We start from the raw sequence: 6,672 nt of genomic DNA, 5'->3' as shown, positions 1-6,672 counted from the left end.
GATCTCCTTGCAACCGTCGCCGCCGGGCACCTGATACCTCGCCTTGTCGCCACTTCATGCGGGTCGCCGCCACCGCGGCACGCCGCACCCGTCGTACACCATGGCACCCCTAAGCGGGATGCCCGAAAGTCCCCATTCGGGCCGTGGTCCCGTCCCCCCCCGGGGGTCAGAAGATGCTGCGACCCACCTCGACCATGTGTCGGAACGCGCCGAGCACGCCCAGCGCCAACGGCACCATGAGCAGACTGGTGATCACCCCGAACACCTCGGCCCGGCTGCGGCGCCGGGCCGAGGGGTGCACCATCGGCCCGTCGCGTGGCGGCTCGGGTGACGAGGGGCGCAGCAGGCTCAGCGCCACCCCGGCTCCGGCGACGCCGAGCCCGGCCAGCACGAGCACGACCAGGGTCGCGCCGGGGCCCGCGCCGAGCATCCCGACGACCGCGAGGATCAGGCTGAAACAGCCGACCAGTGCGGCGATGCCGAGCAGGAGCAGTTCGGCGGAGAACGCCACCAGCCGGCAGCGGGCCATCAGGGCGATGCTGGCCACCGCGGTCAACGCGACCGCCCAGCCGCCGCCGTTGGAGGCCAGCACCGGAAGCGCGGCGGTCAGCGCCAGCGCCGGACCGACGAGCACCACCGAGAGCAGACGGTGGGAGCGGTCGACCAGCCCGATCGTGACCGGCAGGGCAGCCGACTGGTCAGGCGGTCGGCGTTGTCCCCAGGACGCCACGGTGGCGGCGATCCGTCGGGCCACCGCGATGATCCCCATCGCCGTCACGGTGACCACCGCGGCGGCACCGGCGCGGTCGGTGTCCAGCGCCCGGATCAGGGACACCAACGCCAGGCCGACGGTCAGGTGCAACTGCACCACGACCAACGCGGCGGTCGGGATGACCACCAGCGCCATCAGCGCGGCCAGGCAGGCGCCGAACACCGCACCGTCCCAGCGGTACGCCGTCACGCCCAACACCCGGGTCACCAGCATGCCGGCCGCCGCCAGACACGGCACCGAGGTCAACGCGACCGCCATCCGCAACCAGTCCGGCACCACCTCGCGGTGCTGGGTGAGGCTCCACGCTCCGGCGAGCAGACCCAGCCCGGCCAGGACGAGCCCCGCGGCGGTGCCGGCACCGCCCTCGAACCGGAGTCCGGCCGTGATCGCGGCCACCGTCGTCCAGAGCAGACCCAGGCTCAGGACGATCGTCCCGCCCCGGAGCCGCTGCTGGCGATGCCGGTGGGTCTCGTCGGCGACGAGTTCCTCGATCTCCTCCACCAGTGGCGCGTCGTTCGGCTCCTGAGCGGCGTCGCGGAGGTACAACACCTGGCCGTCGACCACGCCGACGTCGAGCAGGGTGGCGTCCAGCGGCAGCGGCGGGTGGCCGGCGGGGGCCAGGGACCAGGCCGGTGGAAGCACGTCGGCCCGGTCCTGGCCGCACATCTCGGCCAGGCGGGCCGAGTACTCGCCGACCGGTGCCCCGGAGGGCACCGACACGTCCAACCGGCGGCGGGTGCCGACCACCGTGATCCGGCTCCGTTCGCCGCTCATCGGTCCTCCCTGCACCCGAGCCGTGTCATCCGGCCACCTCCAGGTCGTCCACGTGCAGGTCGTCGGCCTCCAGAGTGCTCAGCTCGGCGGTGCTGGGCGCGTCCATCTCGGCGATCCGTGCGGCGTGGCGCTCGGTCATCATCTGGAAGACCTTGCGGGCGAACCGGCCGTTGCCGAAGCCCTCGCCCCGCAGGACGCCGTCGAAGTAGCTGAGCAGCGCGGCACGGCCGTTCTCCGCGACGTGGTACTGGTGCCGGCTCGCCTGCTTCTCCACGATCTGGACCAGTTCGACCGACGAGTAGTCCTCGAAGGTCAGCGTGCGGGAGAAGCGGGAGGAGAGGCCCGGGTTGGCCGCGACGAACTGCCGCATCTCGTCCGGGTAGCCGGCGACGATCACCACCACCTCGTCCCGGTGGTCCTCCATCAGCTTGACCAGCGTCGAGATCGCCTCCTGGCCGAAGTCGGTGCCGCCACCGGTGGGCACCAGGGCGTACGCCTCATCGATGAAGAGCACACCGCCGAGGGCCTTGCGGAAGGCCGCCTGGGTCTTCGGGGCGGTGTGTCCCACGTACTCACCGACCAGCGTGCCCCGGTCGACCTCGATCAGATGTCCGCGTTCGAGCATGCCGAGCGCGGCGAGCAACTGCCCGTAGAGCCGGGCCACGGTGGTCTTGCCGGTGCCGGGATTACCGGCGAAGACCAGGTGCCGGGACATCGGCGGCGGCGCGAGACCGGCCTCCCGACGGCGCTTGACGGTCTGCACCAGCTTGACCATGGTGCCCACGTCCCGCTTGACCCGGGCCATCCCGACCAGGTCGTCGAGCTGGCCGAGCAGGTCGGCCAACTCCGGCACCTTGCTGGTGGCACCGGCTCGGGGCACGGCGGCGGCGCGGCGCGGACCGGCACCGGCCGGCACCGCGCGGGCGGCGACGGGTTCGGTCGGCAGGGTCGCCTCGGCGACGTCGGTGCTCCAGCACTCCTCGAAGGTCGCCCGGCCCTGGTCGGTCTGGTCGACGTCGGCCCCGGCGTCGTGCACGTGGCAGCGCAGCAACGCCGGATCGGCGTCCACGCCGACGTGCACGGCCGGGTAGTCGGTCCGGGAGATGTCGCAGTCGGTCAGGGTGCCGTGCGCACCGTCACCGACGTACACGCCGTTCTTGCGGCACTCCCGCACGGTCAGGCTGCGGATCATCGGTGCAGCGCCCTCCCAGAGCACCAGTCCGCTGCCGCCGATGTCGGTGATCTCGCACTCTTCGAGCGTCGGCGTGGCGTACGCGTCGACGAGCACCCCGGCCGCGCCACAGGAGGCGATCCGGCAGTTCCGGGCCAGCAGCGCGGCGTGCGGAGCGACCTCGATCCCGGTCTGCTCGACGTCGCGGACCTCGCAGTCGGTCAGCAGCGGCCGGTGCGGGGTGTCCACGCGTACGCCGGCCCGGGAGTCGCTGACGGTCAGTCCACGCAACTCGGCGTCGGCGCCACCGTCGATCTGCACCCCGCCGAGTCCCGCGCCGGTGATCGTGCCGCCCTCCACCCGCAGCAGGGCGCGGTCGGAGGCGCGTACCCCGAACTCGGGGGTGTCGGCGATCGTGCACTCGACCAGCGCGGCGCTGGCCGTGCCGGTGAGGTGCACCGCGCTGTACTCGGAGCGCCGCACCTCGCAGCCGTGCATCAGGATCCGCCCGTCGTCGGCGGCGTAGAGCCCGTTGGCGGCCGAGTCGGCGAAGGCACCGTCGGTGAGGCGGACCTCGGCGCGTTCCCGGACCGCGAGCGCGGTCTGACCGGCCTGGTTGATCCGGCTGCCGGCCATCGAGAGCCGGCTGTCGCCACCGGCCAGCACGCCGGGACCCCGCGCGGCGTCCACCGTGGACTCGTCCAGGTGCAGGTGGCCGTACCCGGCGAGGAGCACCCCGGCGGAGGCCGCGCGGCTGATCGTGCACCGCCGAACGAGCACCCCACCGGTCTCGCCGGTCTCCCCGGCGCCCGGCGTCCCGGCGTGTTCCGGCCGCAGCGGCGGCCACCAGTCCGGGCCGAACGTCGCACTGCCGCTGATCCGGATGCCCTCGGCCGCCAGGTCGTGCAGTTGGCAGTCGGTCAGCCGGGCCTGCCCACCGCCGCTGACCTCGACGCCCACGCCGCCGCTGGGCCCGATCTCGCAGCGGGTGAGCGTCAGCGTGGCGTTCTCCGCCACCAGCGCGCCACCGCCGACGCTGCCCATCCGGCTGTCGACCAGGGTGACCTGGGCGCTGCCGGCGGCCTCGACGGCGGCGCCGCCGGTCTCCGTCACCTCGACCGAGGTGCCCTCCAGCGTCGCCTGGTCGGCGACGATGAGCCCGGGTGCCGCCCCGGTACGCAGGATGGCGCAGTCCCGCAGCGTCGCCGACGCGTCCCCGCTGACCTGGACCGCGCCCCCGGTGACCGTGGTCGACTCCAACGCGATCCGGCCGGTGGCGGCGACCACCACGGCACCGGAGCCGCTCAACACGAACCCGCGGATCGTGGCCGACCCGGACCGTACGGCGAGCGCCGGCCCGTGCGGCGCGACCAGTTCGACCGCGCCACCGTCGTTCTCGGCCACCAGCGTGACGGACTTGTCGACGGTCAACGACTCGCGGTACACCCCGGCCACCACCGACACCACCCCGCCGTCGCGGGCTGCCCGGATCGCCGAGGAGATGGTGCGGTGCCGACTCCACGGGCGGGTGGAGACCCGTTCGATCCGGCCGGACGGTGCGCTGGTCGGGGTGGAGACCGCGGGCTGCCCCGTCACTGGGCGATCACCTCAACCGCTGTGGATCGGAGTGGTCGGTCGGACGGTTCGCGGGCGGGTCGAACTCCGGTTCGGGATCCTTGCGGTCGTCGGAGCGCAGCACGGTACGCAGCCGGAACACCGACAGCACCGTCACGGCCACCAGCACCAGGCCGATGAGCACGAAGATCGCCACCTGGCCACCGCTGGTCGACGATCCGCCGTCATCGGCGGACGGGCCGTTCGGGGCAGCCGCCCCTCCGTCGTTCTCCATCGCGGCACTCACCGAGGTGAACGGGTCGATGACGCCGTCGCCGTACGAGGCGGGGTCCTCCGGGGTGTCGGCGGTCCGGCTGGCCGTGCTCCGGATCCGTTCGGTCACCTGAGCGGCCGAGAGGTTCGGGTACGCGGAGCGCACCAGGGCGGCCTGGCCGGCCGTGTAGGCGACCGCGTACTGGGTGCCGCTGCCGACGAAGTCACCCGCTCCGCCGATGCCGAGGCTGGCCACGTCCACGCCGGGGGCGACGACGTCCACCCCGCCGGCGCGGTAACTGTCCGCCATCTTGCCGTCCCCGCCGATGCCACCGACCCGCAACATGCCCTGCTCCGGCAGCCCCGACTCCGGGTCGCTCGACTCCAGGTCGGCGGCGGACACCACCACGATGTCGTGCTTGACGGCGGTGGCGATCGCCTCGGCGACGGCCGGGACGTTGGGGTCGACGTACGACCCGAGCGCGATCACGGTGGCACCGGCGGCCACCGCCACCTCGATGCCGGCCGCCTGGTCAGCCGGCTGCGCCTCGGCCTTGGTGGTGACCACCCGGATCGGCATCACGGTCGCCTCCGGAGCCACCCCCGTCACCGTGCGCTTCGAGCCGGACTGGGCGATGGCGATACCGGCCATCGCGGTGCCGGTGCCGAGGCAGTCGACGTCGCCCCGGCCGCTGCCGGCCACCACGTCCATGCCCTGGGTGACCCGGCCCCGCAACTCGGCGAGGCTGCCGTCCACCCCGGAGTCCACGATCGCGATCATCTGGCCCTCGCCACGGCTGCGGGACCACGCCCGCTCCGGCGACATGCGCCGCTCCGCCCAGTCCGCGCGGTCCTTGTCACCGCGCTTTGCGGCCGATCCGCACTTGGCGCCCCCGGCACCGGAGTTCTTGGTGCCGCTCGGGCTCGGGCTGGGGCTGGAGCCGATGGTGGGGCGGATCAACGGAGTACCGGCAGGTGGCGCGGCGGACGCTCCGGGTGACGGTGAACGGGTGCTCGGGGGTGCCGGAGACGGCAGCGAGCCGTACTCGACCCCGCTGCCGACCGCGTCCCACGGCAGCACGAGACGCCAACCGGCGCGCAGCTGACTCGGGTCGGTGAGGGCTCCGCCGCCGGACTGCGCCCGGCCGACGTTCAGGTTGAAGATCTCCTCCGCGCGGTCCCGGCTGCCGAGGAAGCGCTCGGCGATGTCACGCAGGCCCTCCGGCTTGCCCACGTAGGTGGACTCCACCGTGTAGTACTTGACGTACGGTGCGGCCTGGGCGCGGGCCGGGAGGACGGGCAGCGCGGCCAGCAGTACGCCGAGCACCACCACCACATACCGTCCCACCCGTGACGGGTACCGGCTGACCAACATCTCCCTCGCCCCCTCGTCGTGCCCGTCCCGGTGCGGACTCACGACTCCACGACGGTCCCGGCCGCCGTGTCGTTCAGCCGCCGCGTCGGGAGTTTGGCGGTCACGCCGCCAGTTCGGCGGGCTCCCCGATGATGCCCCGGGCGGCGCGCAGAGCGTAGAACGACCGCGACCGCACGGTCCCCTCCGGGATGCCGATCCGGGCCGCCGCCTCGGCCACCGTCACGTCGCCGTAGTAGAGCTCGACCAGCACCGCCCGGTGTTCCGGGGTGAGCTTGCGCAGCACGTCTGCCAGGGCGAACCGGTCGAGCAGGCCGTCGAACTCGTCGTCCGGCGAGTGGGCCCAGGTCACGTCCATCCCGTAGACCTCGGTCGGTCGGGCGGCCCGGGCGCGGGCCACGTCGATCGAGAGGTTCCGCGCCACGATGAACAGCCACCGGCGGATCGTGGCGTCGTCGGCGGGCAGTTCGCTCAGCCGGGACCAGGCCCGCAGCATGGTCTCCTGCAACAGGTCCTCGGCGAGTTGACCCTGTCCCCGGGTCAGCCGGAGAAGGTAGTAGTACAACGGCTGGGCGTTCGCCGCGAAGACGCGACGCATCCGGTGATCGAGGTCGGCATCCGCCTCGACCCGCTCCTGCACACCCACGTTGGCACCCATCGTTGCAGCCCTCCCCAGGACCGGACCTTTCCCCAGCACCGCTCAAACGGGACGCTAGTGATCCGGGCCGCGGGCGGCGTGAGCCGAAGGACTCAGTG

The 6,672-nt window shown here is 73.1% G+C and carries 4 protein-coding genes; all 4 read right to left on the bottom strand.

Going from position 1 to position 6,672, the window contains the following annotated elements:
* Window positions 1-166: 166 nt before the first annotated feature.
* Window positions 167-1,546, bottom strand: a complete 1,380-nt coding sequence (locus tag ABZ738_RS06420; protein WP_357211515.1) for an EsaB/YukD family protein — start codon at window positions 1,544-1,546, stop codon at window positions 167-169.
* 25 nt (window positions 1,547-1,571) lie between these two features.
* On the bottom strand, window positions 1,572-4,313 hold the full coding sequence (locus tag ABZ738_RS06415; protein WP_357211513.1) for a right-handed parallel beta-helix repeat-containing protein: 2,742 nt from the start codon (window positions 4,311-4,313) through the stop codon (window positions 1,572-1,574).
* 7 nt (window positions 4,314-4,320) lie between these two features.
* Window positions 4,321-5,892 (bottom strand): S8 family serine peptidase, encoded by a 1,572-nt coding sequence (locus ABZ738_RS06410; protein ID WP_357211511.1) that lies wholly within the window; start codon window positions 5,890-5,892, stop codon window positions 4,321-4,323.
* A 127-nt stretch (window positions 5,893-6,019) separates the two neighbouring features.
* The gene (locus ABZ738_RS06405; RefSeq protein WP_131055982.1) at window positions 6,020-6,574 is read right to left on the bottom strand and encodes a sigma-70 family RNA polymerase sigma factor; all 555 of its coding nucleotides are present in this window, start codon (window positions 6,572-6,574) and stop codon (window positions 6,020-6,022) included.
* Window positions 6,575-6,672 lie beyond the last annotated feature (98 nt).

Origin of the sequence: Micromonospora sp. NPDC047793, from assembly GCF_040642635.1 — a bacterium.
Taxonomy (GTDB): domain Bacteria; phylum Actinomycetota; class Actinomycetes; order Mycobacteriales; family Micromonosporaceae; genus Micromonospora.
This window is presented reverse-complemented; position numbering and strand designations above follow the sequence as displayed.